Genomic DNA, 26,183 nt, shown 5'->3' with positions numbered 1-26,183 from the left:
TTTTAGCTGTACAGCTACCTAAAAGGGCTTCTCTAAATCTATTTAGTGTACTTGGCTACTCCACCTTAGTGACGCAAAAACCAACACCAAACCCGAAATAGTTAGTACTAAACCTAAGTGTTGGCTCCAACCAGCGACCATTAGACCGATGGCGAGTCCGATGTAGTAAAATAAACCTAAAATTGCTCCGGCGGTGCCTTTTCGGTCGCTATAACGGTTTAATGCATGGGCAAGTATGTTCGGAATCGCAATCCCGTAACCAATAACGACACCAATAACCGGTAAAACAAACCAAATAGAATCCATTAGAGCAAAAACTAAGCAGCCACTAACTAAAGAAATGATACTCGATAGCTTAACAAGTTGTTCAGATGTGTGTTTTTTAGCCAATAAATAGCGATTTGATATCGAACCTAAACCGACCCCAAGTGCTAATAATATCCCAGTTAATCCAAACTGTTGTTGAGTGAGCATTAATTGTTCAAAACTGAAAGGTGCCAGCTGATAATAGCTAAATAAATTAATGTTGAAAAATGCAATCAAGATCACATTTCTAATAATTTCTTTATCCGCAATCATGCGTAAAAATGTCTCAATAAATGAGACTTGTGTCACGTTTTCAGGCTTGGTCTCAGGTAAGCGACAGACGGACCAGAGAAAAAGCACCGCTGCTAAAATCGCTAAGCCGATAAAAACGGCACGATAGCCACCAAAATTGGCTAACCCAGCACCAGATAACATTCCCAACGCAGGGCTAATTGCTAAAGCAACTCCCATAATAGAAAAAACTTTCGCTAATTCATGGCCTTGGTAGCTATCACGCATGGTAGTTTGTGTGCCAATTGAACCTACGGCAGCGCCAAATGCTGACAACATTCTCATTAATAATAATAAATAAAAATGTGTGACAAATAACGCGCCAACAGAGGCAATACCATAAATCAATAAACCCGCCAAAATAGTCGGGCGGCGCCCTAAGGTGTCACACATTCGTCCCCAAAACACCACGCCTAATGCAAAAGCAAAGAAATAAAGCGACAGTGTTTGTGAAGCTTGTTCCGCATTTACTGAGAAAGCACTGGCGATATCAGTGAGAGCGGGGCTGTATATGGTTTCCACAATTTGAGGAAACATCATTAAGGCAACAGCAAGCCATAATGAGAGAGGATGTTTCATACTTTTTCCTGCCAATCTACTAAAAATAAAGGGGCTAATCGGATACAACTATTTAATAGCAGGCAGTTTAGTGTTATTTTTATTGTCTTATTACAATAATAAAGACTATAAATATCAAAAAAGAGACATTATGGCTTGGTTAAATCAAACAGATGAATTTCAAACTCACTGGTACCACGCCCCAGTATTGGGAATTGCAGCAAAAATGGGGCAGCATGACTCAGGTTTTCATAGACATGAAATGGGACAGCTTTTGTTTACACAACAAGGGTGTATACGGATTTCACTGGAAAATCGCCTGTCTTTGCTTCCTCCTGGTAGAATGGCTTGGATCCCACCATTTGTTCTTCATCGGGCGCAAATGAGGGCATCAGTGGGGTATCGTTCGGTTTATTTATCAGAAGAATATGCCAAAGAAATCGGGAACGATGTGGTTATTTTAAATATTTCACCATTGCTAAGGGAAGTGCTAGAACGTATTGCTATTGCTCCGTTTGATAGTGATTGGCAGCAGGGGCGTTTGGCCAACTTATTACCGGTATTTATTGATGAATTACAGAGTGCTGCTTTAGAACCAACACTGTTAGCACTACCGCAAGATAGGCGCTTTAAAGGGGTTGATATCGAACAATTACCACCGAATTTAAACCAATTAGCGCAAACTATCGGTGCGAGTGAGAAGACGATTACACGGATTTTTTTTAAAGAAACAGGAATGAGTTATCAAGCATGGCGCCAACAGTGGCGTTATATTAAAGCCATTGAATTACTCGCACAAGAAAAGCCATATCATTATATTACTCAAGAACTTGGCTTAACAAGTGATAGTGCGTTTATTAGTTTTTTCCGTAAAATGAGTGGGATGACCCCAAGGGAATATCAGCAGCAGTAAGCTAAATGACTTTGGTAAACAAACATGAAAAAGCCCCGAAAATTCGAGGCCTTAGCATATGTAGGGGTTCAGATTTAATTAAATATTATTTTTTTGATAATTCAGAGTTGAATTCACGTTTGTCATAGCCAGTATATAGCTGGCGAGGACGTGCAATTTTCAGGCCGTCATCGTGCATTTCATTCCAATGTGCAATCCAGCCAATGGTACGTGCAATAGCAAAAATAACAGTAAACATTGAAGATGGAATACCCATTGCTTTCAAGATGATACCCGAATAGAAGTCAACGTTCGGGTACAGTTTTTTCTCAATAAAATACGGGTCGTTTAATGCGATACGTTCCAGCTCCATAGCGACTTCCAGCAAGCTGTCATTCAAGCCAAGTTCATTTAGAACTTCATGGCAAGTTTCACGCATTACGGTTGCACGTGGGTCATGGTTTTTATAAACACGGTGACCGAAGCCCATTAAGCGGAAAGAGTCATTTTTGTCTTTAGCGCGCTCGATAAATGCAGGGATGTGCTCAACAGTTTGGATTTCTTCCAACATACGTAAGCAAGCTTCGTTAGCTCCACCGTGAGCAGGCCCCCACAGTGAAGCGATACCCGCTGCGATACAAGCAAATGGGTTTGCGCCAGATGAACCCGCAGTACGAACTGTCGATGTTGAGGCGTTTTGTTCATGGTCAGCGTGCAGAATCAAAATACGATCCATTGCGCGTTCTAAAACAGGATTAACTGTGTATTCTTCACATGGTGTAGAGAACATCATGTGCAAGAAATTACCCGCGTATGACAGGTCATTACGTGGATAAACAAAAGGTTGGCCAATTGAATATTTGTAACACATCGCTGCAACTGTTGGCATTTTTGATAGCAGACGATAAGCCGTAATTTCACGGTGGCGTGGGTTATTCACGTCTAATGCATCGTGATAGAAGGCAGCTAGTGCGCCTGTAACACCACATAATACAGCCATTGGGTGTGAGTCACGGCGGAAACCATTAAGCATGCGAGTAATTTGCTCATGGATCATGGTGTGGCGAGTCACCGTATTTTTAAATACGTCATATTGTTCTTGAGTCGGTGCTTCACCGTATAGCAGGATATAACAAACTTCGAGATAAGAGGCTTCAGTAGCGAGTTGATCGATAGGGAAACCACGGTGTAACAGAATGCCTTGCTCACCATCGATATAGGTGATTTTTGATTCACAGGATGCAGTAGAAGTAAAACCAGGGTCGTAGGTAAAGAACCCTTTAGAACCTAAAGTTCGGACATCGATAACGTCTTGACCAATCGTTGGGCTTAAAATATCTAGGTCAATATCACCCTTACTACCAGTCGTTAGCTTAGCTTTGTTATCAGCCATTACGGTCTCCTTAGCGCTTGATAATCGACACCCAACAACCCAGAAGCCCAGCGTTATACTGCGTCTTCGTGCATTGTTCTACCGGTATGCTTTGGAAATCAGCTAGCTATCACATAAAACCTGAAATCTGAGACCGATGACAATGTAGTTAGGTTGTTTATGAGTGTGTAGATGTTATGTTCTTTTTGTTGTTTTCCCTACAATATCATTATTTGTGGTAAGAGGAACAACTTTCATAACTTTTGTTATTAATACCCATCATAGTTCAAATTGAAGAGTATTTAACATTGCAATATTCACGTTTTTTTCTTTTACGATGAAGTGTCAACAGCACCGTTAAGATAATTCTGCCAGTCCTATATGTAAGATAAATGTTGAATCATTGTCAAATAACATAAGCACATTTATACAAAATGTTTAAATCGTGATCCTTCTCACTGTTCGGGCTAAATGTCTCCAAACATTTTGTGTGGGAATTGTAATGGCATTGTGAAGACTTTATACTAGCGGCAGGTCTCCGGATTACCCTGTAGTAGGAGTTCCCAGCGTGATCAGTATGCAACTTTATTTAAACATGATGGATTAGAGTTTGTGTTAAGTTGCATTTTGTACCCCCTGTCGCTGTCTGATTTCCACCCCAGGTCCGGAGGATGGAAAATAATAAAGAGCTGTGTGGGCAAAATTGTGAAAAAACAAAGACCTGTCAACCTTGATTTGCAGACGATTCACTTCCCGATCACTGCAATATCTTCGATCTTGCACCGTGTCTCTGGCGTCATTACTCTCATCGCAGTTGGTATTCTGCTTTGGTTGTTAGGGACATCTCTCTCCTCTCCAGAAGGTTTTCAATACGCGTCTGAAATAATGACTGGCTTTTTTGCTAAGTTCATTCTTTGGGGCATCTTGACGGCTTTGGCTTACCACATCTGTGGTGGTATTCGTCATATGCTAATGGATTTCGGTTGTGTTGATGAAACGCTTGCTGCTGGTAACTCATCTGCAAAAATTACATTTGTCATTACCGTGATTTTAGCAATTCTGGCGGGGGTTTTAGTATGGTAAGTAATGCTTCAGCTTTAGGCCGTACTGGTATCCAGGACTGGCTATTAATCCGTGGTTCTGCGATTGTCATCGCGCTCTATGTACTCTACATTGTTGGTTTTGTTGCTATTAATGACATTACCTATGACGTCTGGCGTGGTTTTTTCGCCTCTTCTGTGACGAAAGTATTCACTATCCTCACGTTGTTCTCGATTCTTGTCCATGCGTGGATTGGCATGTGGCAAGTGCTGACTGACTACGTTAAGCCTTTAGCAATTCGTTTAGTGTTGCAACTGGCTATCGTTGTAGGTCTGTTGGCTTATTTAATTTACGGAACAATTGTTGTGTGGGGTGCATAAATGAATCTGCCAATCAGAGAGTTTGACGCTATCGTTATCGGTGCTGGTGGCGCAGGTATGCGTGCTGCACTGCAAATTTCACAGTTGGGTCTGTCATGTGCTCTGCTGTCAAAAGTCTTTCCAACCCGTTCTCATACTGTTTCAGCGCAAGGCGGTATTACTGTTGCGTTAGGTAATACTCACCCTGATAACTGGGAATGGCACATGTACGATACCGTGAAAGGTTCCGACTACATCGGTGACCAAGACGCTATTGAATACATGTGTAAAACAGGGCCAGAGGCTATCCTTGAATTAGAGCATATGGGGTTGCCATTCTCTCGCCTTGATGACGGAAGTATTTATCAACGTCCATTTGGTGGTCAGTCTAAAAACTTCGGTGGTGAGCAAGCTGCACGTACTGCGGCTGCGGCTGACCGTACTGGCCACGCACTGTTACATACCTTGTATCAGCAGAACTTAAAGAACCACACGACCATTTTTTCTGAATGGTATGCCCTTGATTTAGTTAAAAACCAAGATGGCGATGTTGTAGGTTGTACTGCAATTTGTATGGAAACAGGCGAATTAGTTTATTTCAAAGCGAAAGCAACTATTTTAGCAACCGGTGGTGCAGGGCGTATTTACCAATCAACCACTAACGCACACATCAATACAGGTGATGGTGTGGGGATGGCTGCTCGTGCAGGTGTTCCACTACAAGATATGGAAATGTGGCAATTCCACCCAACGGGTATCGCAGGTGCGGGTGTTCTCGTTACTGAAGGCTGCCGTGGTGAAGGTGGTTACTTGCTGAACAAAGACGGTGAGCGTTTCATGGAACGTTATGCGCCGAATGCGAAAGACCTTGCGGGTCGTGACGTTGTTGCGCGTTCTATCATGATTGAAATTCGTGAAGGTCGTGGTTGCGATGGCCCATGGGGTCCACATGCTAAACTGAAATTGGACCACTTAGGAAAAGAAGTTCTGGAATCTCGTTTACCGGGTATTCTTGAGTTATCTCGTACCTTTGCTCACGTTGACCCAATCAAAGAGCCAATCCCAGTAATTCCTACTTGCCACTACATGATGGGTGGTATTCCGACTAAAGTTACAGGCCAAGCCATTCGTTATAACGAAAAAGGTGAAGATGAAGTCATTCCTGGCTTGTTTGCAGTCGGCGAAATTGCCTGTGTATCAGTACACGGCGCTAACCGATTAGGCGGTAACTCACTCCTCGACTTAGTGGTATTTGGTCGTTCAGCGGGTCTGCATTTGAAAGAGTCCATCATGGAACAAGGTTCAATGCGTGATGCGTCTGAATCTGATATCGATGCAGCGATGACTCGTTTTAACCGTTGGGAAGGTGCACGTACTGGTGAAGACCCAACTGAAATCCGTAAAGCACTGCAAACCTGTATGCAGCATAACTTCTCGGTATTCCGCGAAGGCGATGCCATGGCGAAAGGTTTAGAAGAGCTGAAAGTGATTCGTGAGCGCCTGCAAAATGCACGTCTTGATGATACCTCGACTGAGTTTAATACTCAGCGTATCGAATGTTTAGAACTGGATAACCTGATGGAAACGGCTTATGCAACGGCACAAGCTGCAAACTTCCGTACAGAAAGCCGTGGTGCGCATAGCCGCTTTGACTACCCAGAGCGAGATGATGCGAATTGGTTATGTCACTCATTATATTTACCGCAATCTGAAACGATGACGCGTCGTGAAGTCAACATGCAGCCAAAACTGCGTGAAGCCTTCCCACCGAAAATTCGTACCTACTAATGCGTGGTGTTAATCCAGTTGCGGAGAAATAAACTATGAAATTACAATTTTCGATTTATCGCTACAATCCTGATGTGGACAACGCACCACGTATGCAAGATTACACGCTAGAAGTTCCTGAAGGGCGTGACATGATGTTGCTGGATGCGTTAATCCAAATTAAAGAGCAAGACCCAACATTATCCTTCCGTCGTTCTTGTCGTGAAGGGGTATGTGGTTCTGATGGTCTGAACATGAACGGTAAAAACGGGTTGGCATGTATTACGCCATTATCCGCGTTAATCCGTGGTGGGAAGAAAATTGTCATTCGCCCATTACCAGGTCTGCCTGTTGTACGTGACCTGATCATCGATATGACACAATTCTATACCCAATATGAAAAAATTCGTCCATATCTTATTAATGATAATAAGAATCCACCGGCGCGTGAGAATTTACAAACTCCTGCACAACGTGAAAAACTCGATGGTTTATATGAGTGTATTTTGTGTGCATGTTGTTCGACTTCTTGCCCATCTTTCTGGTGGAATCCGGACAAGTTTATCGGGCCTGCAGGCTTGCTGGCGGCGTATCGCTTCTTAATTGATAGCCGTGATACAGAAACCGATTCGCGATTAGATGATCTGAACGACGCTTTTAGTGTCTTCCGCTGTCATAGCATCATGAATTGTGTCAATGTATGCCCTAAAGGACTAAATCCAACGAAAGCTATCGGTCATATTAAATCTATGTTACTAAAACATAGTGCTTAATGATGCATATTTAACCCGCAGTGCTCAGGTGCTGTGGGTTAAAATGAAATAGCACAAAATAAAAACATAAGTTAAAAGAAACGCGTAAAGTAAAAACAATGACATGATTTAAATGCGCGGAAGCTCACAAAAGCGCGAAAACGAAATACCAACAAAGAGCGTCAGAAAGTAACATTGTCACCCATAAAAAGTAGTACTTATTAAAACGTTGTCATTACAAAAGCGTAAAAAAGTGAAAGCAAAGAAAGTAACAGCAAAAAGTAGAAAAAATAGCCAACTGCAAAAAAAGATGAAGACGACAGCCCAAGCATAGGGGCCTTTAAAAACCGCAGCCAGTTTTTAAAGGTTCCTTAAAAGGGAAACCCTTACTGATAAAGGGCCTCCCAAAGAGAGAACATGCATAAAGCACGTCCAAGAGAACCTTTATCGAGGTCGCTTAAATGCGGCGATTAGTTAACCACGGCGAAAACTAAAGCTTTAAAAGCTTAAGGGATCACAATGCAGAACGGCGTAATGAAGGACTGGCTGGATTCAAGCTTTCTGGCAGGCGCGAACCAGACTTATATAGAACAGCTCTATGAAGATTATCTGACTGACCCTAACTCTGTCGATGCCGAGTGGAAAGCAATTTTTGATCAACTACCTGGTGCGGCATTAGGTACTAGCGGTGAACAATTCCACTCCCAAGCGCGCGATTACTTCCGTCGCTTAGCAAAAGACTCTACACGTTATCACACCTCTGTTAGCGATCCAGCTATCGACGCAAAACAAGTTAAAGTTTTGCAATTAATCAATGCGTTCCGCTTCCGCGGGCACCAAAATGCGAATCTTGACCCGTTAGGTCTTTGGAAACGTGAATCTGTTCCAGATTTAGACCCCGCATTCCACAACCTGACGAAAGAAGACTTCAACGAAACCTTCAATGTGGGTTCATTTGCTATTGGCAAAGAAACCATGAAGCTGAGTGAGCTATATGAGCACCTGAAACGTATTTATTGCGGTTCTATCGGTGCTGAATATATGCATATCACAAATACAGAAGAAAAACGTTGGATTCAGCAGCGTCTTGAATCTGTAGACGTATCTAAAATTTTCTCAGTAGAAGAGAAAAAACGCTTCTTAGCAGAATTAACGGCAGCTGAAGGGCTTGAGCGTTACATTGGGGCTAAATTCCCAGGTGCCAAGCGTTTCTCATTGGAAGGTGGTGATTCACTAATCCCAATGCTGAAAGATTTAATCCACCACGCAGGCAAGCAAGATACCCGTGAAGTTGTTTTGGGTATGGCTCACCGTGGTCGTTTAAACGTTCTAGTTAATATCTTAGGTAAAAAACCTGGCGAATTATTTGATGAGTTCGCGGGGAAACATAAAGACCACTCTAGTGCGGGTGACGTTAAGTATCACCAAGGTTTCTCCTCTGATTTTGAAACCGCAGGTTCTCGTGTTCACTTAGCATTAGCATTTAACCCATCTCACCTTGAGATTGTTAGCCCTGTAGTTATTGGTTCAGTACGTGCTCGTCGTGACCGTCTGGATGAAGGCCGCAGCAATATGGTTCTGCCAATTACCATTCATGGTGACTCAGCAGTAACTGGCCAAGGCGTTGTGCAAGAAACATTAAATATGTCTCAAGCACGTGGTTATGAAGTTGGCGGTACTGTACGTATCGTAATTAATAACCAAATTGGTTTCACTACTTCAAATCCAAAAGATACACGTTCAACCGAATACTGTACTGACATCGTTAAAATGGTGCAGGCGCCAATTTTCCACGTGAATGCAGATGACCCTGAAGCAGTGGCATTTGTAACACGTTTGGCACTGGATTTCCGTAACACGTTCAAACGCGATGTTATGATTGATTTAGTATGCTATCGCCGTCATGGGCATAACGAAGCGGATGAGCCAAGTGCAACTCAGCCAGTGATGTATCAAAAAATCAAACAGCACCCAACACCACGTAAAATTTATGCAGACCGTTTAATTGCAGAAAATGTGTTAAGTGCTAATGATGTCACTGAAATGGTTAATCTGTATCGTGATGCGTTAGATGCGGGTAACTGTGTGGTTGAAGAATACCGTGAAATGGGTCTGAACTCATACACATGGGCTCCATATTTAAACCATGAATGGGATGCATCATACAAATCAACCGTTGATATTAAACGCCTAACTGAACTGGCAACTAAAGTCAGTACTATTCCAGAAGGCGTGGTTGCGCAATCTCGTGTTGAGAAAATCTATGCAGACCGTGCCGAAATGGCAAAAGGTGAGAAACTTCTCGACTGGGGTGCTGCTGAAACTTTAGCGTACGCAACATTGGTTGATGAAGGTGTTCCTGTACGTTTATCGGGTGAAGATGCGGGCCGTGGTACATTCTTCCATCGCCATGCAGTTATTCACAATCAAACGAATGGTTCAGTTTACGTCCCACTGCAGAATATCCATAACGGGCAAGGTGTTTTTAATGTTTGGGACTCTGTTCTGACTGAAAACGCCGTATTAGCATTCGAATATGGTTATGCAACGACAGAACCACGCGCATTGACTATTTGGGAAGCACAATTCGGTGACTTCGCTAACTGTGCGCAAGTAGTTATCGACCAATTCATTAGCTCTGGTGAGCAAAAATGGGGTCGTATGTGTGGTCTGGTAATGCTACTGCCTCATGGTTATGAAGGTCAGGGGCCAGAGCACTCATCTGCACGTTTAGAACGTTACCTGCAACTGTGTGCTGACCAAAACATGCAAGTGTGTGTGCCATCAACACCAGCTCAGGTTTATCACATGTTACGTCGCCAAGCCTTACGTGGAATGCGCCGTCCTCTGATTGTGATGTCACCAAAATCTCTGCTGCGTCACCCGTTAGCGGTTTCTAGCATGGAAGAATTGGCTAATGGTACATTTGAGCCAGTTATCGGTGAAATCGATGAAATCAATCCGAAAAATGTGAAACGCGTCGTTCTGTGTTCAGGGAAAGTCTATTACGATCTGTTAGAACAGCGTCGTAAAAATGAACAAACTGACGTTGCTATCGTGCGTATCGAACAGCTATATCCGTTCCCACACGAAGATATCCAAAAAGCGTTGGCGCAATTTACTGATGTAAAAGACTTTGTATGGTGTCAAGAAGAGCCATTAAACCAAGGTGCTTGGTATTGCAGTCAACATAACTTCCGTGAAGCTATCCCAGCAGGGGCAACTTTACGTTATGCAGGTCGAGCTGCTTCTTCATCTCCAGCAGTTGGCTATACGTCCGTACACCAGGAACAACAAAAAGCCCTGGTTAATGACGCTTTGAACATTGAATAATTAAAGGATAGAAAATGAGTAGCGTAGAAATTCTTGTTCCCGATCTTCCTGAGTCCGTTGCAGATGCTACGGTTGCCACATGGCATAAAAAACCAGGTGACAGTGTTCAGCGTGATGAAGTACTGGTTGAGATCGAAACAGATAAAGTCGTATTAGAAGTTCCTGCAAGCGAAGCGGGTGTATTAGAAGCTATCGTTGAAGATGAAGGTGCAACAGTATTGTCTAAGCAGTTACTGGGTCGCATTCGTTTAGGCGATAGCACTGGTATTCCAGCTGAAGTGAAAGAAGCACAAGAGTCAACACCTGCACAACGTCAAACTGCAAGTTTAGAAACAGAAAGCAACGATGCGCTGACACCAGCTATTCGTCGTTTAATTGCAGAGCACGATTTAAACCCTGCGGATATCAAAGGGACTGGCGTTGGCGGTCGTTTAACTCGTGAAGATGTTGAAAAACATTTATCAGCAAATAAATCTGCGACACCTGCGGCGAAAGCACCAGAAGCGCCACAAGCGCCATTAGCGCACCGTAGTGAAAAACGTGTTCCAATGACTCGTTTACGTAAACGTATCGCAGAGCGCCTGTTAGAAGCGAAAAATACGACTGCAATGCTGACGACGTTTAACGAAGTCAACATGCAACCAATCAAAGACTTACGTAAACAATATGGCGAAGTATTCGAAAAACGTCATGGTGTTCGTTTAGGCTTTATGTCTTTCTATGTTAAAGCTGCGGTTGAAGCACTGAAACGCTACCCAGAAGTGAATGCTTCTATTGATGGCGATGATGTGGTTTACCATAACTATTTCGATATCAGTATTGCTGTATCAACACCACGTGGTCTGGTAACGCCAGTGCTGCGTGATGTCGATGCAATGAGCATGGCTGATATCGAGAAGAAAATTAAAGAACTGGCTGTCAAAGGTCGTGACGGTAAATTAACTGTCGAAGACTTAAGTGGTGGTAACTTCACTATCACTAACGGTGGCGTATTCGGTTCTCTGATGTCTACACCTATCATTAACCCACCACAGAGCGCGATTTTAGGCATGCATGCGATTAAAGACCGCCCTATGGCTGTAAATGGTAAGGTAGAAATTCTTCCTATGATGTATTTAGCACTGTCTTACGACCACCGTTTAATCGATGGTAGTGAGTCAGTTGGCTTCTTAGTCGCTATCAAAGATATGCTGGAAGACCCAACTCGTTTACTGCTGGACGTATAGCAACATAACAGGGCAGGGTACAACTTGCCCGGTCTGAAGTAACCGATGCAGCCCGTTCGCGGGTTGCTAAATCAGTAACAATTGCAGGAGGCGAATAAACGCCTCTTCAGACTCAATTATGGATAGAACATCATGAATTTACACGAGTACCAGGCAAAACAGTTGTTTGCACGTTATGGGATGCCTGCACCGACAGGTTATGCCTGTTCATCAGTTGCTGAAACCGTCGATGCAGCTAAAAAAATTGGTAACGGCCCATGGGTAATTAAATGCCAAGTTCACGCTGGTGGACGCGGTAAAGCGGGTGGCGTGAAAGTCACTAGCGATATCAATGAAGTTAAAGCGTTTGCAGAACACTGGTTAGGTAAAAACTTAGTTACCTATCAAACAGATGCTAATGGCCAACCAGTAAACCAAATTTTAGTTGAAACTGCGACTGACATTGATAAAGAACTCTATTTAGGTGCTGTTGTTGACCGTAGCACTCGCCGCGTTGTGTTCATGGCTTCTACCGAAGGTGGCGTGGAAATTGAGAAAGTCGCAGAAGAGACCCCAGAGTTAATTCACAAAGCGATTATCGACCCATTGACTGGCCCAATGCCTTTCCAAGGTCGTGAGTTAGCATTCAAATTAGGTCTAACTGGCAAACAAGTTAGCCAATTTGCAAAAATTTTCATGGGCCTAGCAACATTATTCCTAGAACGTGATTTAGCATTAGCTGAAATCAACCCACTGGTTATCAGCACTGCGGGTGATTTAGTTTGCTTAGATGGTAAATTAGGTATCGATAGCAACGCGTTATATCGCCAACCTGAAATCCGTGAACTGCGTGATGAATCACAAGAAGATGCGCGTGAAGCACAAGCAGCTCAGTGGGAACTGAACTATGTTGCATTAGACGGCAACATCGGTTGTATGGTTAACGGTGCAGGCCTTGCAATGGGTACGATGGACATCGTTAAATTACACGGCGGCGCACCAGCTAACTTCTTAGATGTTGGCGGCGGCGCGACAAAAGAGCGTGTAACTGAAGCATTTAAAATCATTCTTTCTGATGAAAACGTGAAAGCGGTTTTTGTTAACATCTTTGGTGGTATCGTTCGTTGTGACCTGATTGCAGACGGCATCATTGGTGCAGTTGAAGAAGTTGGCGTAAATGTACCGGTAGTTGTGCGTTTAGAAGGTAACAATGCAGAGTTAGGTGCTAAAAAACTGGCAGATAGCGGCTTGAACATCATCGCTGCAAATAGCCTGACAGATGCAGCTAAGAAAGCAGTAGCAGCAGCGGAGGCTAAATAATGTCTATTTTAATCGATAAAAACACTAAAGTAATTTGCCAAGGTTTCACTGGTGGTCAAGGTACATTCCACTCAGAACAAGCGATTGCTTATGGCACGCAAATGGTCGGTGGTGTGACTCCAGGTAAAGGTGGCACTGTTCACTTAGGTCTACCTGTATTTAACACTGTTCGTGAAGCTGTAGAAGCAACGGGCGCAACAGCCTCTGTTATCTATGTTCCAGCACCATTTTGTAAAGATTCTATTTTAGAAGCTATCGATGCAGGCATTAAACTGATCATCACCATCACTGAAGGTATCCCAACGTTGGATATGCTGACAGTGAAAGTGAAATTAGACGAAGCAGGCGTTCGTATGATTGGGCCTAATTGCCCAGGTGTTATCACTCCGGGTGAATGTAAGATTGGTATCCAACCTGGTCATATCCATATGCCAGGTAAAGTCGGTATCGTTTCACGTTCAGGTACGTTGACTTACGAAGCTGTTAAACAAACAACAGATGCAGGCTTAGGTCAATCGACTTGCGTAGGTATTGGTGGTGACCCAATCCCAGGTTCAAACTTCATTGATATCCTGAAATTATTCCAAGCGGATCCGCAAACTGAAGCTATCGTCATGATCGGTGAAATCGGTGGTAACGCAGAAGAAGAAGCAGCGGCTTATATTAAAGAGCACGTCACTAAACCTGTTGTCGGTTACATCGCAGGTGTAACTGCACCAAAAGGCAAACGTATGGGTCACGCAGGTGCAATCATCGCTGGCGGTAAAGGCACAGCTGATGAGAAATTTGCTGCATTAGAAGCGGCTGGTGTGAAAACCGTTCGTAGCCTTGCAGACATCGGTGATGCAGTAAAATCATTACTGAACAAATAAGTGATTCGCTAGGCAACTAGCAAGAGTAAGAGACGAAAGCCCGTGCTCATGTGAGCGCGGGTTTTTTTATGGTTTACAAAAATATTTCAAACAATTTTTATGTGGTTATGCGGTTTTCTGAAAAGAGTGTCTATACTTAAAAATGCGTATTACAGGCTTGTATGAAGGAAAATTGATAATGAGGGGCAACTAGACGAGTAGGGGGCGCTAATCGCATTTTGTGCAAAAAATAGCAAAATTGCGGCATGTCAATTTTATAATATTGACGGCAATTCAATTAAACCAATATAACCGTTTAGTTGATAAAAACGGCTATATTAATAAAATTCATAATAAGTTTAAAATAAGATACTATTACAAATTAAATATTCTTTTTTCGAGGCTTTAATTCAATGATTATATTTTTTGTTAATCTTTGGAAAAATTAAGAACATTTGTATCATTATCAATAACAGCATTTTAACAAGTAAATAACCATTAATTGACTGACAGGTATATCAATTAACAACAGGAAAAAAATTGACGTAAATCAATTCATTGCCTCTGGCTTTATTTGTTCAAATTGCTTAAATTGGTGCTCGATCAAATACTCGATTTTCTATTAAAGGGTATAATTATTGATGTAAATTCAGAATTCAAATCTGAGTCACGTAAAAGAAGTTTATTGTGTGTGAAGATAGGCGTACTATTATTATAGTAACGTTTGTTCTTTTAATTTTGTTAATTATTTGTTGTTTTGAGGCATTTTTTGCTGGTAGTTAAGAGGCTTTCTAAGTATTTAAAACTGGAAGCTGGGTTGCCGCAAGTCGGTGTCTTCCTGCTAGGAGCAAGGAGTCAAGATGTTTGATATTGTCGAACTGTCACGATTACAGTTTGCCTTAACTGCGATGTATCACTTCCTGTTCGTACCATTAACGCTAGGTATGGCGTTTTTGCTTGCGATTATGGAGACGGTATATGTACTGTCAGGCAAACAAATTTATAAAGATATGACTAAGTTCTGGGGTAAGTTATTCGGTATTAACTTTGCTCTGGGTGTTGCAACGGGTTTGACCATGGAGTTCCAATTCGGTACTAACTGGTCTTACTACGCTCACTACGTTGGAGATATCTTCGGTGCACCTCTTGCAATCGAAGGTTTGATGGCGTTCTTCTTAGAATCTACCTTTGTTGGTTTATTCTTCTTTGGTTGGGATCGTTTAAGCAAAAAACAACACCTTGCTGTAACATGGTTAGTTGCTTTAGGTTCTAACTTCTCTGCTCTGTGGATTTTGGTCGCGAACGGTTGGATGCAAAACCCAATCGCTGCTGATTTCAACTTTGAAACCATGCGTATGGAAATGGTTAGCTTCTCTGAGCTAGTCTTGAACCCAGTCGCACAAGTTAAATTCGTCCACACAGTTGCTGCAGGTTATTGTACCGGTGCAATGTTTATTTTAGGTATTAGCTCTTACTACCTGCTTAAAGGTCGTGATGTTGCTTTTGCTAAGCGTTCTTTTGCAATTGCGGCAAGTTTTGGTATTGCAGCGGTTCTATCTGTTATCGTTCTTGGTGATGAATCAGGTTACGAAATGGGTGACGTACAAAAAACGAAACTTGCAGCCGTTGAAGCTGAGTGGGAAACTCATGCTCCTCCAGCCGCGTTTAACCTAATCGCTTGGCCAGATACCGAGAAACAAGAAAATAAATTTGCTATCTCGATTCCTTGGGCGATGGGTATCATTGCAACCCGTTCTGTCGACACACCTGTTTTAGGCTTGAAAGACCTAATGAAACAACACGAAGTTCGCATTCGTAACGGTATGATTGCATACGGTCAGTTACAAGAACTTCTTGCAGGTAATAAAGATCCTGAACTGCGTGCGGCATTCGAAGCAAGCAAAAAAGATCTTGGATATGGTCTTCTGTTAAAACAATATGCACCAAATGTTGTTGATGCAACTGAAGCTCAAATCCAAAAAGCAGTGAAAGATAGTATTCCTAACGTTGGGCCTCTGTTCTGGGCATTCCGTATCATGGTTGGTGTTGGCTTCCTGTTACTGTTGATTATTGGCTGGGCATTCCTGTCAGTAGTTCGTAACCGTATTGGTCAAAATAAACTATTGCTGCGTATTGCACTACTCGGTATTCCATTACCATGGATTGCAATTGAATCGGGTTGGTTCGTTGCTGAATATGGTCGTCAGCCATGGGCAATTGGTGAAGTGTTACCGGTTTCGGTTGCACACTCCAACTTGACAACCCATGACCTGATCTTCTCTATGGTATTGATCTGTGGTCTGTACACACTGTTCTTAATTGCTGAAATGTTCTTAATGTTCAAATTCGCTCGTAAAGGGCCAAGTAGCCTGAAAACCGGTCGTTACCACTTTGAACAGAAAAACACTTCTGCACACGACGTTCAGTAAATAGGAGTCCACTTATGTTTGATTATGAAGTTCTTCGATTTGTGTGGTGGATCCTTATCGGTGTATTACTGATTGGGTTTGCTGTCACAGATGGCTTTGACATGGGCGTTGGCTTCTTATTACCTATCTTAGGTAAAACAGATACTGAACGCCGTATCATGATTAACGCAGTTGCACCTCACTGGGATGGTAACCAAGTTTGGTTAATCACCGCGGGTGGTGCTATGTTCGCTGCATGGCCACAAGTTTATGCTGCGGCATTCTCCGGCTTCTATGTCGCTATGATTTTGGTATTAGCAGCACTGTTCTTCCGTCCGGTTGGTTTCGACTACCGTTCAAAACTGGAGAACCCAAAATGGCGTAATATGTGGGACTGGGGTCTGTTTATTGGTGGTTTCGTTCCACCATTAGTTATCGGTGTTGCGTTTGGTAACCTGTTATTAGGTGTTCCACTACAAATCGATAACCAGCAGTACCTGACTTATACAGGTAACCTGTTTGGTCTGCTAAACCCATATGGTCTGTTAGCGGGTGTTGTCGGCTTAATGATGATTGTGACGCAAGGTGCAACTTATTTGCAAATGCGTACCACGGGTGAACTGTACTTACGTGTTCGTAAAGCGACTTATATCTGTGCATTAGTTACTTTAGTTGCTTTCGCAGGCGCAGGTGTTTGGTTAGTAATGGGTATTGATGGTTATGTTGTTACTTCAACTATCGATACATTGAGTGTTTCTAACCCACTCAACAAAACAGTCGCAGTTGAATCAGGTGCTTGGTTGACTAATTTCAACACTTACCCAATTCTGTGGGCGTTGCCTGCTCTAGGTGTAGCACTACCGTTAATCACAATGCTGTTTAGTAAAGCAGACAAAAATGGTTGGGCGTTTGTGAGTTCTTCATTAACTATCGCTTGTATCATTTTAACCTGTGGTGTAGCAATGTTCCCATTCATCATGCCTTCAAGCATCATGCCAAACGCAAGTTTGACCATGTGGGATGCAACATCTAGCTTGTTCACACTGCAAGTGATGACTGTTGTTGCTATTATCTTTGTTCCAATCGTACTGGCATACACCGCATGGTGTTACTACAAAATGTTCGGTCGTTTGGACAAAAACTTCATCGAAGGCAACAAGCACTCGCTGTATTAAGGAGCATAACTATGTGGTATTTCGCCTGGATCCTCGGCACGCTGTTAGCTTGTAGTTTTGCAGTGATTGCAGCATTAGCATTAGAGCACTCAGAAGACTCTAAAACAGCTAAAGATGGTGAGTAATAAAAATGCTGGTGGATAAAACCTATCAGCTATTGGATAAGGGGCCGATAAGGGCCCTTATCCTTATTTTAGCTTTAGTAACTGCAGGTGCAGTCATGTGGGATCCAACCCTATTTGCTGCGAAAACGAGTTCATTTCAGATATGGCAAGGGCTGTTGTTAATATGGGCAACATGTACCGCGATGATTTTTGGTGTGGGTTTTAAACCTAAAAAAGTTATCTTCCGTGCAATTTTCCATCCATTGCCAGCTGCCATCATTCTTATTTGGGGACTTTTTCAGGTCTTTAGATAATTCTAATTGCTAATTATGGGTCAATGGACCCATAATTATTTTTGATATCTTTACTTTCAAAGTGATTCCAAACTGGCACTGTCTTGCGTATAGTGGCACCGTTAATTAATTTAACCTAAGACGGAGTGATTGTTATGTTATTTCGCTGGCCTGTTCGCGTGTATTATGAAGATACAGATGCGGGCGGTGTTGTTTATCATGCACGCTATTTAGCCTTTTTTGAGCGAGCAAGAACCGAAATGCTGCGAAATAGAGGTATCAATCAACAAAGTATGCTTGCTGAAAACCTTGGCTTCGTTGTGCGAAGCATGACAATTGATTTTGTCAAAGGCGCTAAGCTAGATGACCTGCTGGAAGTTGAAACGAAAATTATTGAAATGAAACGCGCTTCATTAACTTTTCAGCAAAGGTTAGTTGATTCGCAAGGTAACCTGCTTTGTGGGGCAAATGCCCTTATTGCTTGTGTGGACACATCAAAAATGAAGCCGATTGCGCTTCCTAAGTCTATTGTCGCGGAGTTTAAACAGTGACTGACATGAATATCCTGGATTTATTCCTTAAAGCGAGCCTTTTGGTTCAGCTCATTATGTTCGTTTTGATCGGTTTTTCTATCGCATCATGGGCGATCATTATTCAAAGAACGAAAATTTTAAATGCGGCAACTCGTGAGGCTGAAGCATTTGAAGATAAGTTCTGGTCAGGTATCGAGTTATCGCGCTTATATAAAGAAAGCCAAGCTCGCCGTGATGAATTGAGTGGTGCCGAACAAATTTTCCATTCTGGTTTTAAAGAGTTCGTTCGTTTACACCAAGCGAATATTCATGCGCCAGATGCGGTAGTCACGGGGGCTTCTCGTGCAATGCGTATCTCAATGAATCGTGAACTTGAATCAGTTGAAGCGCATATCCCATTTTTAGGTACTGTTGGCTCAATTAGCCCTTATATTGGTTTATTTGGTACCGTTTGGGGGATTATGCATGCATTTATTGCATTGGGCGCGGTAAAACAAGCAACATTACAAATGGTTGCACCGGGTATTGCTGAAGCATTGATTGCAACCGCAATTGGTTTGTTTGCAGCGATCCCTGCAGTTATGGCATTTAACCGTTTGAACTTACGTGTCAGCAAATTAGAGCAAAACTACGATAACTTTATGGAAGAGTTTTTAGCCATCTTGCATCGTCAAGCTTTCTCTGCTGATAAGAAATAAGACGGGGGAGATAAGCGAATGGCGCGCACAAGTCGCAGACGTGAGCTGAAATCCGAAATCAACATTGTTCCATTACTGGACGTATTGTTGGTACTGTTGCTGATATTTATGGCAACAGCACCGATTATTTCTCAAAGTGTGGAAGTTGAATTGCCGGATGCAACAGATACACAAACCGTTTCATCAAGTGATAACCCACCGATTATTTTAGAAGTGTCGGGGGTTGGCCAATATAATATGCGTCTTGATGGTGAGGTTCTAGAATTGTTACCACCAGAGCAAATTGCGGCAGAAGCAAAATCTCAATTAGAGAAAAATCCAAAAGCGATTTTCTTGATTGGTGGAGCAAAAGAAGTCCCTTATGAAGAAGTGATTAAGGCGCTGAATATATTACACAGCGCAGGGATAAAATCGGTTGGCTTGATGACTCAGCCTATTTAGGCTGGGTTATTGTCGTTTGAATAAGTCACAATTCTTTTTTTGGATACCAGAGTGGGAAAGACAAAAGAGAAAAAAGATAACTTAAATCGATCATTAGTGATGTCAATTGTATTGCACGTCCTATTGATCGGCTTGATTGTTATAGGCTCTTTAGTTTCCGTCGTCAAACTTGGTGGTGGCGGAGAAGAGGGAACTGTCATCGATGCGGTGATGGTTGACCCTGGCGTGGTTGTTGAGCAATATGAAGAAATGCAAAGGCAGCAAAATAACGTCAGACAAGCGGCGAAAGAGCGTAAAGAGCAAGAACAAAAGCAAGAGGCTGAGCTTAGAGAGCAGCAAGAAAAGGAACAAAAGCGTCTTCAGCAGCTTGAAGAAGAGCGTATTAAAACTGAGCGTGCAACGGCGGAGCAACAAAAGCAAGCCGAAGAACAACAGAAAAAAGCGTTAGAAGCGGCTAAAAAAGCGAAGGAAGAGCAAAAAATAGCTGAAGAAGCTGCCGCGAAAGCGAAAGCAGAAAAAGAAAAATTAATTAAAGAGCAAGCTGCTGAAAAGGCGAAAGCTGAGGCACAAGCTCAGAAAGAAGCAGAAGCGGCGAAAGCCAAAGCTGAAAAAGAAGCTAAAGAGAAAGCCGAAAAAGAAGCCAAGGAAAAAGCAGAAAAGGACGCTAAAGTAAAAGCTGAGAAAGAAGCTAAAGCTAAAGCCGATAAGGAAGCCAAAGAAAAAGCAGATAAAGAAGCTAAAGCCAAAGCGGCAAAAGCTAAGGCTGAGGCTGCAAAAAATGCCGCTTCCGTTGACGATTTACTTGGTGATTTAACGGCATCAGGCCCTAGCAAACAAGGTGGCGAAGCTGCAGCTGGAAAAGGTGGCGGTAAAAAATCAGGGGCATCCAATGCTGATGTGGACAGCTATGCTGGTAAAGTCAAAGCGGCTATCCAAAGTAAGTTTTATGATTCAGATACTTTCCGTGGGCGTACTTGTGAACTTCAATTGAAGCTCGCGCCAGATGGGTTATTGGTGAGTATTACACCAAAAAATAGCCCGGCCAATGACGCGGCACTCTGTGATGCAGCAATCCGAGCAGCAAAACTTGCAACGATGCCTAAACCACCTAGCAGAGAAGTCTATGATACGTTTAATAAAGCAGGTAGCACGGTTGTGTTTAAACCTTAATATTCAATAACTCAGAGCAGTCTGTATTGATATTATTAAGGCAATAGCATAAATAGTTTGTGTGGTATCTAGTTTTGTTATTATACCTTTGTTAAAATTCAGCGAATTATTGCGGTAGTAAATAATCCGCAGTAAGGGAGATAAGAATGAAGCAGGCTTTTAAAGTAGTTTTAGGGTTCCTAATGCTATGGGCGACAGTGGCTCAGGCTGAAATACGTATTGAGATCACTGAAGGTGTTAACTCAGCTCAACCTATTGGTGTTGTGCCGTTTAAATGGTCAGGTGCCGGCGCACCACCACAAGAAGTCGGCCAAATAGTCGGTGCTGATTTACGCAATAGCGGGAAATTTAACCCTATCGAACCAAGCCGTATGCCTCAACAACCAGGTACCGCTTCTGAAGTGATTCCTGAAGCGTGGACAGCGTTAGGTATTAACGCAGTTGTTGTGGGGCAAGTACAGCCTGCAGCAGATGGTAGCTTTGTTGTTAGCTATCAGTTAGTCGATGTCGCGGCTAATCCAGGTGCTGTTTTATCTCAGAACCAATATAAAGTAACAAAAGAATGGTTACGTTATGCAGCGCATACTGCAAGTGATGAAGTCTTTGAAAAATTGACAGGTATTCGTGGTGCATTCCGTACACGTATTGCTTATATTGTTGTCAACAAAGGCGGTCAGTATCCATATGAATTACGTGTTTCTGATTACGACGGTTTTAACCAGTTTACGGTTCACCGTTCACCAGAACCTTTGATGTCGCCAGCATGGTCACCAGATGGTGAAAAACTGGCTTATGTTACATTTGAAAGCGGCAGTTCAGCACTTGTCATTCAAACCTTATCGACAGGAGCGGTTCGTCAGGTAGCATCATTCCCTCGTCACAATGGGGCACCTGCATTCTCTCCGGATGGGACTAAACTGGCATTTGCATTGTCTAAAACAGGCAGCTTGAATTTATATGTAATGGACTTAGCGAGTGGGCAAATTCGTCAGGTAACCGATGGTCGTAGTAACAATACCGAGCCAAGTTGGATGCCAGATAGCCAAACTTTAGTCTATACTTCAGATCAGGCAGGACGTCCGCAGATTTATAAAATGAATATTAATGGTGGCAGCCCTGAGCGTGTGTCCTGGGAAGGAACACAAAATCAGGACGCTGATGTTAGCCCGGATGGTACTTTCTTAGTGATGGTCAGCTCCGGTGGCGGTCAGCAACATGTCGCCAAACAAGATCTGGCAACGAATAACGTTGAATTTTTAACGAAAACGTTCCTAGATGAAACGCCGAGTATCGCACCTAACGGCACTATGGTAATTTATAGCTCCTCTCAAGGCTTGGGGACTATATTGCAGCTAGTTTCGACCGACGGGCGTTTCAAAGCGCGTCTTCCGGCTACCGATGGACAGGTTAAATTTCCTGCCTGGTCGCCGTATCTGTGATGCATAATAATAATGTGTGGCAAAAAATATTAAGGATCAAAACGATGCAACTGAATAAAGTGCTTAAAGGGCTGATGATCGCGTTACCAATCATGGCAGTCGCAGCTTGTAGCTCTAACAAAAACAATGACCAAGATGGCGTAGATACTTCTACTAACCAAACTAATACTGGTCTGTCTGCGGAAGAGCTGGCACGTCAGCAAATGGAACAGCTGCAACAAAACAACACTGTTTACTTTGGCTTTGACAAATACAACGTATCTCCAGAATACGCTGAAATGTTAGATGCACACGCAGCATTCCTGCGTAGCAACCCATCTGTACGTGTTGTTGTTGAAGGTCATGCGGATGAGCGTGGTACTCCAGAATATAACATCGCGCTGGGCGAGCGTCGTGCTAATGCAGTTAAAATGTACCTGCAAAGCAAAGGTGTTTCTGGTGACCAAGTTTCACTGGTTTCTTACGGTAAAGAAAAACCAGCTGTGTTAGGTCACACTGAAGCAGACTACGCGAAAAACCGTCGTGCAGTCATTGCATACTAATAGATAAGCGAAATTATCTATTATGAACAGTAACTTCAGACACTTACTAGTCGGTCTGTCGTTATTGGTTGGCGTAGCGGCCCCTTGGGTCGCTATTGCCCAAGCGCCAATCAACAATGTCGGATCTGGTTCAACAGCAGACCGCCTTACCCAACTTGAGACAGCAGTTAGCTCTCAAGGTCAAATTCTGTATCAAATTCAACAGCAACTCGCTGACAATCAACGCGACATCGACATGTTACGTGGTCAGATTCAAGAAAGTGAATACAAATTGAATCAAGTCATTGAGCGTCAGAAAGATTTATACATGCAATTAGACAATGCGGGCGGTGGTAATTCAGCAACCTCAGGCGATACAGCAACACCTGACACTAGCGCATCAAATGGATCATCTTCCTCAGCGACACCTACGGCAGCGGCCAATACAAGTGGAAATGAGAAAGATGATTACAATGCTGCAGTCAAATTAGCGATGGAAAGCAAATCCAAAGCTCAAATTGACCAAGCAATAGGTGCATTACAAGGTTTTATTAAAGCCTACCCTAAGTCTGGGTATCAATCTAACGCCAACTATTGGCTGGGGCAGTTAAACTACAATAAAGGTAGCAAAGACGATGCTGCTTTTTATTTCGCCACTGTAGTTAAGCAGTACCCTAAATCCCAAAAAAGCAGCGAAGCCTTATATAAAGTTGGGCTGATCATGCAAGATAAGGGACAAAAAGATAAAGCGAAAGCTGTTTACCAACAGGTATTGAAACAATATCCAAACAGTGCTGGTTCAAAATTAGCCGAAAAAAAGCTGAGTACACTTTAATTTATAGCCCCGAAGCAATATTACCGAATATTTCGGGGTTATCAGTATGATAAGTGCGCATTTAAACTTTTTTTAAAAAAAAATCATTGCACCCTCGTCAGAAATCAGTAATATAAGCCGCCGTTGATACGAGAATACGGTTAGCCGAAAATCTCGAAAAACAGAAAGAAATTTAGTTTTAGATGGGTCGTTAGCTCAGTCGGTAGAGCAGTTGACTTTTAATCAATTGGTCGCAGGTTCGAATCCTGCACGACCCACCATCTAAAACCTATAGTAGTAAAAAAAACAATTTAGATGGGTCGTTAGCTCAGTCGGTAGAGCAGTTGACTTTTAATCAATTGGTCGCAGGTTCGAATCCTGCACGACCCACCATCTAAAACCTATTGTAGTAAAAAAAAGCAATTTAGATGGGTCGTTAGCTCAGTCGGTAGAGCAGTTGACTTTTAATCAATTGGTCGCAGGTTCGAATCCTGCACGACCCACCATCTCAAGGCATTCCTAAGCAAATAATCCAATTTAACAATCACCTAAGTAAACACTCAGTCGTTAAGCCATACCTCGACAAGCTGGTTGCAGGTTCAGCCCGTAGGGTAAATCCGAAGGATTTAAATCCTGCACGGCCCACCATCTCAAAGCTATTCCTAAACAAACGATCCAAGCCAATACTCACCTAAGTAAACATCCGAAGGATTTCAATCCTGCACGACCCACCATCTCAAAGCTATTCCTAAACAAACGATCCAAGCCAATACTCACCTAAGTAAACACTCAGTCGTTAAGCCATACCTCGACAAGCTGGTTGCAGGTTCAGCTCGTAGGGCAAATCCGAAGGATTTCAATCCTGCACGACCCACCATCTCAAAGCTATTCCTAAACAAACGATCCAAGCCAATACTCACCTAAGTAAACACTCAGTCGTTAAGCCATACCTCGACAAGCTGGTTGCAGGTTCAGCCCGTAGGGCAAATCCGAAGGATTTCAATCCTGCACGACCCACCATCTCAAGGCATTCCTAAGCAAATAATCCAATTTAACAATCACCTAAGTAAACATTCAGTCGTTAAGCCAGACCTCGACAAGCTGGTTGCAGGTTCAGCCCGTAGGGCAAATCCGAAGGATTTCAATCCTGCACGACCCACCATTTCAAGCCATTATCAAGCAAGCAATCCAAGTAATATTTACCTAAGTAAGTACTTAGTTGTCTAATCGCTCACAACAATAAAAGCACCGCATTCCTTTGCTGTGCTTCATTTATATTTATCTTATTTTACAGTGTTTCAGGGAGTAGGGCGTTATCCTGCAAAATGCCAATAAGCAGTTCTTGCATTTTTTCTGCCATAAGCTGCATATCATTGAAGCCTTGAAGGCTAGCGAGCTCGGTAGCTACTTCATTAAAGCAGCGCATCAAACACTGAAGAGACAATGAAGCGCTGTGAGCCGTTCCACAATTAAAAATAACCTCCAATGCCTCGATATAGGGTTTAGGCATCCATTCGTGATATTGACGGCCTTTATACCAAACATGCTTACCTTGCAGAGAAACTAGGTTTTCAACTAGTGTGAGAAAATACTGCTTCATATCTGCACTTCGCGACCATGCCACCCATAACTCATTTCGTGTGAGTGCGATGGCGACTTGATGAGCCTCATGCCAAAAATCGGTGATTATCTCGGCAAATTCAGAGGCACTAACAGGCTTTGGCTGTAAAGATGTTGAGTTGGCATTTTCAGGTAGTCCATTAGCGATCCCTGTTTTATCCAATAAAACAGTAAAGCCCCGTGAAAATGTCGCATCTAAACCTTCACACTTCATTTTTTCGAGACGCTCAGGTTCTGCAAAAGTGAAATCAACTTTGCGGCCTTCTTCATAGATCACCAAGCAAGTAGGCCAGTCTGGCGCATCATTTTCTTCGTTAAGTAAATGAAGAGCAGCCAAGGGGGTACCAAAGTTATTAATCCAATGTGTTTGTTGGAATAGCTCTGTCACCCCGTGGCCAATCAATTCGATATCAATATCAGAATAACTATCGATATGTTGTTCTCGCCCTCGAGAGCCGGTTAATACCACGGCTTCAATTCTTGGATCGAGCAATGAAACTGAAATAATTTTATTTATTAATAATGCAGGTGATTCCATAACTGACCTAATGAATTAAGTAAGGATGGCTACGATACCGATAAAGAGGTAGAAAAGCGAAGGTTCAAACGTAAAAAGTATGAAAAGAGTACTTAAATGACTAAGTTTTTTCTAAAGTGAGGGAAAGTCGTTAACATTTATAGGAGAGGTATCAGAAATTCGGCTGTGTTAGTACCAAAATTGCCTTAATCGCTAAAAGTATATTACATTAAACATGGGGATGAAAAAGATTACAATGATGATATAGCTAATCTGAATTTACTTTAAGTTTTACTTTTTGAAAGCACTCTGAAATTACTCTGTATTTTATTATTTGTAACTATATTTATAAGGTATTATTTCCTCTGTTATATATTAATATGAAATTTGTATTTAATTGCTT

At 42.6% G+C, this 26,183-nt stretch carries 23 protein-coding genes and 3 tRNA genes; 23 read left to right on the top strand and 3 right to left on the bottom strand.

Annotation, left to right across the window (positions count from 1 at the left end):
- Positions 1-42: 42 nt before the first annotated feature.
- Positions 43-1,176: a multidrug effflux MFS transporter gene (locus tag PZ638_RS15285; protein ID WP_210852922.1), complete on the bottom strand. Its 1,134-nt coding sequence runs from the start codon at positions 1,174-1,176 to the stop codon at positions 43-45.
- A 130-nt stretch (positions 1,177-1,306) separates the two neighbouring features.
- Between PZ638_RS15285 and PZ638_RS15280 the strand changes: the two genes are divergently transcribed.
- On the top strand, positions 1,307-2,068 hold the full coding sequence (locus tag PZ638_RS15280; RefSeq protein WP_181489499.1) for an AraC family transcriptional regulator: 762 nt from the start codon (positions 1,307-1,309) through the stop codon (positions 2,066-2,068).
- 85 nt (positions 2,069-2,153) lie between these two features.
- On the opposite strand, the gene PZ638_RS15275 is transcribed toward PZ638_RS15280, so the two are convergent.
- Entirely contained in the window at positions 2,154-3,440 is a 1,287-nt protein-coding gene (locus PZ638_RS15275; RefSeq protein ID WP_004256842.1) for a citrate synthase, read from the bottom strand.
- Between the two features lie 672 nt (positions 3,441-4,112).
- On the opposite strand from PZ638_RS15275, the gene sdhC reads away from it, so the two are divergent.
- The 22 genes from sdhC (at position 4,113) to PZ638_RS15165 (ending at position 24,149) form a co-directional block, all read left to right on the top strand.
- On the top strand, positions 4,113-4,502 hold the full coding sequence (gene sdhC / locus PZ638_RS15270; protein ID WP_004256840.1) for a succinate dehydrogenase cytochrome b556 subunit: 390 nt from the start codon (positions 4,113-4,115) through the stop codon (positions 4,500-4,502).
- Positions 4,496-4,840, top strand: a complete 345-nt coding sequence (sdhD, locus tag PZ638_RS15265) for a succinate dehydrogenase membrane anchor subunit (RefSeq protein WP_004256832.1) — start codon at positions 4,496-4,498, stop codon at positions 4,838-4,840. Before sdhC ends, sdhD begins: the two co-directional genes overlap by 7 nt.
- Entirely contained in the window at positions 4,841-6,607 is a 1,767-nt protein-coding gene (gene sdhA, locus PZ638_RS15260) for a succinate dehydrogenase flavoprotein subunit (protein WP_042848296.1), read from the top strand.
- Positions 6,608-6,642: 35 nt separating this feature from the next.
- Positions 6,643-7,359, top strand: coding sequence for a succinate dehydrogenase iron-sulfur subunit (locus PZ638_RS15255; RefSeq protein WP_004256824.1), 717 nt, complete (start codon positions 6,643-6,645; stop codon positions 7,357-7,359).
- Between the two features lie 498 nt (positions 7,360-7,857).
- Positions 7,858-10,671 carry a 2-oxoglutarate dehydrogenase E1 component gene (sucA, locus tag PZ638_RS15250; RefSeq protein ID WP_004256820.1) on the top strand — a complete coding sequence of 938 codons (2,814 nt, stop codon included), beginning with the start codon at positions 7,858-7,860 and terminating at the stop codon, positions 10,669-10,671.
- Between the two features lie 14 nt (positions 10,672-10,685).
- On the top strand, positions 10,686-11,897 hold the full coding sequence (odhB, locus tag PZ638_RS15245; RefSeq protein ID WP_164565424.1) for a 2-oxoglutarate dehydrogenase complex dihydrolipoyllysine-residue succinyltransferase: 1,212 nt from the start codon (positions 10,686-10,688) through the stop codon (positions 11,895-11,897).
- Between the two features lie 132 nt (positions 11,898-12,029).
- Positions 12,030-13,196, top strand: a complete 1,167-nt coding sequence (gene sucC / locus PZ638_RS15240) for an ADP-forming succinate--CoA ligase subunit beta (protein ID WP_004256812.1) — start codon at positions 12,030-12,032, stop codon at positions 13,194-13,196.
- Positions 13,196-14,068, top strand: coding sequence for a succinate--CoA ligase subunit alpha (gene sucD / locus PZ638_RS15235; protein WP_004256808.1), 873 nt, complete (start codon positions 13,196-13,198; stop codon positions 14,066-14,068). Before sucC ends, sucD begins: the two co-directional genes overlap by 1 nt.
- 839 nt (positions 14,069-14,907) lie before the next feature.
- On the top strand, positions 14,908-16,476 hold the full coding sequence (gene cydA / locus PZ638_RS15230) for a cytochrome ubiquinol oxidase subunit I (RefSeq protein ID WP_004256799.1): 1,569 nt from the start codon (positions 14,908-14,910) through the stop codon (positions 16,474-16,476).
- A gap of 14 nt (positions 16,477-16,490) precedes the next feature.
- On the top strand, positions 16,491-17,630 hold the full coding sequence (cydB, locus tag PZ638_RS15225; protein WP_004256794.1) for a cytochrome d ubiquinol oxidase subunit II: 1,140 nt from the start codon (positions 16,491-16,493) through the stop codon (positions 17,628-17,630).
- 11 nt (positions 17,631-17,641) lie between these two features.
- Positions 17,642-17,755: a cytochrome bd-I oxidase subunit CydX gene (gene cydX / locus PZ638_RS15220; RefSeq protein WP_004256792.1), complete on the top strand. Its 114-nt coding sequence runs from the start codon at positions 17,642-17,644 to the stop codon at positions 17,753-17,755.
- A gap of 5 nt (positions 17,756-17,760) precedes the next feature.
- Entirely contained in the window at positions 17,761-18,048 is a 288-nt protein-coding gene (ybgE, locus tag PZ638_RS15215) for a cyd operon protein YbgE (protein WP_004256791.1), read from the top strand.
- 134 nt (positions 18,049-18,182) lie between these two features.
- Positions 18,183-18,578 (top strand): tol-pal system-associated acyl-CoA thioesterase, encoded by a 396-nt coding sequence (gene ybgC / locus PZ638_RS15210; RefSeq protein ID WP_414703341.1) that lies wholly within the window; start codon positions 18,183-18,185, stop codon positions 18,576-18,578.
- Positions 18,575-19,258, top strand: a complete 684-nt coding sequence (tolQ, locus tag PZ638_RS15205; RefSeq protein WP_004256787.1) for a Tol-Pal system protein TolQ — start codon at positions 18,575-18,577, stop codon at positions 19,256-19,258. Before ybgC ends, tolQ begins: the two co-directional genes overlap by 4 nt.
- An 18-nt stretch (positions 19,259-19,276) precedes the next feature.
- The gene (gene tolR, locus PZ638_RS15200; RefSeq protein WP_004256786.1) at positions 19,277-19,699 is read left to right on the top strand and encodes a colicin uptake protein TolR; all 423 of its coding nucleotides are present in this window, start codon (positions 19,277-19,279) and stop codon (positions 19,697-19,699) included.
- Between the two features lie 51 nt (positions 19,700-19,750).
- Positions 19,751-20,869: a cell envelope integrity protein TolA gene (tolA, locus tag PZ638_RS15195; protein WP_004256784.1), complete on the top strand. Its 1,119-nt coding sequence runs from the start codon at positions 19,751-19,753 to the stop codon at positions 20,867-20,869.
- Positions 20,870-21,015: 146 nt separating this feature from the next.
- Positions 21,016-22,308, top strand: coding sequence for a Tol-Pal system beta propeller repeat protein TolB (gene tolB / locus PZ638_RS15190; RefSeq protein ID WP_004256782.1), 1,293 nt, complete (start codon positions 21,016-21,018; stop codon positions 22,306-22,308).
- Positions 22,309-22,352: 44 nt separating this feature from the next.
- Positions 22,353-22,850, top strand: coding sequence for a peptidoglycan-associated lipoprotein Pal (gene pal / locus PZ638_RS15185; protein WP_004909091.1), 498 nt, complete (start codon positions 22,353-22,355; stop codon positions 22,848-22,850).
- A 22-nt stretch (positions 22,851-22,872) separates the two neighbouring features.
- A complete protein-coding gene (cpoB, locus tag PZ638_RS15180; RefSeq protein WP_206277827.1) occupies positions 22,873-23,664 on the top strand; it encodes a cell division protein CpoB in 792 nt (263 codons plus the stop codon).
- Positions 23,665-23,848: 184 nt separating this feature from the next.
- A tRNA-Lys gene (locus tag PZ638_RS15175) sits at positions 23,849-23,924 on the top strand.
- A 36-nt stretch (positions 23,925-23,960) separates the two neighbouring features.
- A tRNA-Lys gene (locus PZ638_RS15170) sits at positions 23,961-24,036 on the top strand.
- 37 nt (positions 24,037-24,073) lie between these two features.
- A tRNA-Lys gene (locus tag PZ638_RS15165) sits at positions 24,074-24,149 on the top strand.
- A gap of 782 nt (positions 24,150-24,931) precedes the next feature.
- Here the strand turns inward: PZ638_RS15165 and PZ638_RS15160 are convergent.
- Complete coding sequence (locus tag PZ638_RS15160) at positions 24,932-25,801, bottom strand: aminoglycoside 6-adenylyltransferase (protein ID WP_094962399.1); 870 nt, start codon at positions 25,799-25,801, stop codon at positions 24,932-24,934.
- Between the last annotated feature and the right edge of the window lie 382 nt (positions 25,802-26,183).

Origin of the sequence: Providencia hangzhouensis, assembly GCF_029193595.2 — a bacterium.
Lineage (GTDB): Bacteria > Pseudomonadota > Gammaproteobacteria > Enterobacterales > Enterobacteriaceae > Providencia > Providencia hangzhouensis.
This window is presented reverse-complemented; position numbering and strand designations above follow the sequence as displayed.

Bases quoted from the DNA above. Each gene is read 5' to 3' on its own strand.
- PZ638_RS15255 (WP_004256824.1), top strand. From the start codon at position 6,643: ATGAAATTACAATTTTCGATTTATCGCTACAATCCTGATGTGGACAAC.
- ybgE (WP_004256791.1), top strand. From the start codon at position 17,761: ATGCTGGTGGATAAAACCTATCAGCTATTGGATAAGGGGCCGATAAGG.
- cydB (WP_004256794.1), top strand. From the start codon at position 16,491: ATGTTTGATTATGAAGTTCTTCGATTTGTGTGGTGGATCCTTATCGGT.
- cydA (WP_004256799.1), top strand. From the start codon at position 14,908: ATGTTTGATATTGTCGAACTGTCACGATTACAGTTTGCCTTAACTGCG.
- sdhA (WP_042848296.1), top strand. From the start codon at position 4,841: ATGAATCTGCCAATCAGAGAGTTTGACGCTATCGTTATCGGTGCTGGT.
- cpoB (WP_206277827.1), top strand. From the start codon at position 22,873: ATGAACAGTAACTTCAGACACTTACTAGTCGGTCTGTCGTTATTGGTT.
- PZ638_RS15160 (WP_094962399.1), bottom strand. From the start codon at position 25,801: ATGGAATCACCTGCATTATTAATAAATAAAATTATTTCAGTTTCATTG.
- sdhD (WP_004256832.1), top strand. From the start codon at position 4,496: ATGGTAAGTAATGCTTCAGCTTTAGGCCGTACTGGTATCCAGGACTGG.
- tolR (WP_004256786.1), top strand. From the start codon at position 19,277: ATGGCGCGCACAAGTCGCAGACGTGAGCTGAAATCCGAAATCAACATT.
- PZ638_RS15280 (WP_181489499.1), top strand. From the start codon at position 1,307: ATGGCTTGGTTAAATCAAACAGATGAATTTCAAACTCACTGGTACCAC.
- PZ638_RS15275 (WP_004256842.1), bottom strand. From the start codon at position 3,440: ATGGCTGATAACAAAGCTAAGCTAACGACTGGTAGTAAGGGTGATATT.
- ybgC (WP_414703341.1), top strand. From the start codon at position 18,183: ATGTTATTTCGCTGGCCTGTTCGCGTGTATTATGAAGATACAGATGCG.
- PZ638_RS15285 (WP_210852922.1), bottom strand. From the start codon at position 1,176: ATGAAACATCCTCTCTCATTATGGCTTGCTGTTGCCTTAATGATGTTT.
- tolB (WP_004256782.1), top strand. From the start codon at position 21,016: ATGAAGCAGGCTTTTAAAGTAGTTTTAGGGTTCCTAATGCTATGGGCG.
- cydX (WP_004256792.1), top strand. From the start codon at position 17,642: ATGTGGTATTTCGCCTGGATCCTCGGCACGCTGTTAGCTTGTAGTTTT.
- odhB (WP_164565424.1), top strand. From the start codon at position 10,686: ATGAGTAGCGTAGAAATTCTTGTTCCCGATCTTCCTGAGTCCGTTGCA.
- pal (WP_004909091.1), top strand. From the start codon at position 22,353: ATGCAACTGAATAAAGTGCTTAAAGGGCTGATGATCGCGTTACCAATC.
- sucA (WP_004256820.1), top strand. From the start codon at position 7,858: ATGCAGAACGGCGTAATGAAGGACTGGCTGGATTCAAGCTTTCTGGCA.
- sucD (WP_004256808.1), top strand. From the start codon at position 13,196: ATGTCTATTTTAATCGATAAAAACACTAAAGTAATTTGCCAAGGTTTC.
- sucC (WP_004256812.1), top strand. From the start codon at position 12,030: ATGAATTTACACGAGTACCAGGCAAAACAGTTGTTTGCACGTTATGGG.